The following is a 1,212-nucleotide window of genomic DNA, read 5'->3' on the forward strand; positions in this document are numbered from 1 at the left end:
GACAAGGAATTTCGCTACCTTAGGACCGTTATAGTTACGGCCGCCGTTTACTGGGGCTTCGATCAAGAGCTTCGCCTTGCGGCTGACCCCATCAATTAACCTTCCAGCACCGGGCAGGCGTCACACCGTATACGTCCACTTTCGTGTTTGCACAGTGCTGTGTTTTTATTAAACAGTTGCAGCCAGCTGGTATCTTCGACTGGCTTCAGCTCCATCCGCGAGGGACTTCACCTACATGCCAGCGTGCCTTCTCCCGAAGTTACGGCACCATTTTGCCTAGTTCCTTCACCCGAGTTCTCTCAAGCGCCTTGGTATTCTCTACCTGACCACCTGTGTCGGTTTGGGGTACGATTTAATGTTACCTGATGCTTAGAGGATTTTCCTGGAAGCAGGGCATCAACTACTTCTGCACCGTAGTGCATCGTCATCACGCCTCAGGGTTAGTATGCAACCGGATTTACCAGGTCACACCCCCTACACGCTTAAACCGGGACAACCGTCGCCCGGCTAGCCTAGCCTTCTCCGTCCCCCCTTCGCAGTAACACCAAGTACAGGAATATTAACCTGTTTCCCATCGACTACGCTTTTCAGCCTCGCCTTAGGGGTCGACTCACCCTGCCCCGATTAACGTTGGACAGGAACCCTTGGTCTTCCGGCGAGCGGGCTTTTCACCCGCTTTATCGTTACTTATGTCAGCATTCGCACTTCTGATACCTCCAGCAACCCTCACAGGCCACCTTCAACGGCTTACAGAACGCTCCCCTACCCAACAACGCCTAAGCGTCGCTGCCGCAGCTTCGGTGCATGGTTTAGCCCCGTTACATCTTCCGCGCAGGCCGACTCGACCAGTGAGCTATTACGCTTTCTTTAAATGATGGCTGCTTCTAAGCCAACATCCTGGCTGTCTATGCCTTCCCACATCGTTTCCCACTTAACCATGACTTTGGGACCTTAGCTGGCGGTCTGGGTTGTTTCCCTCTTCACGACGGACGTTAGCACCCGCCGTGTGTCTCCCGTGATAACATTCTTCGGTATTCGGAGTTTGCATCGGTTTGGTAAGCCGGGATGGCCCCCTAGCCGAAACAGTGCTCTACCCCCGAAGATGAGTTCACGAGGCGCTACCTAAATAGCTTTCGGGGAGAACCAGCTATCTCCCGGTTTGATTGGCCTTTCACCCCCAGCCACAAGTCATCCGCTAATTTTTCAACATTA

The 1,212-nt window shown here is 53.4% G+C and carries 1 rRNA gene; it reads right to left on the reverse strand.

Annotated features, from left to right (window positions below):
• Nucleotides 1-1,212, reverse strand: a 23S ribosomal RNA gene (locus ACZ6RC_RS33355); the annotation flags it as partial.

The organism is Streptomyces sp. NPDC048353 (genome assembly GCF_055587165.1).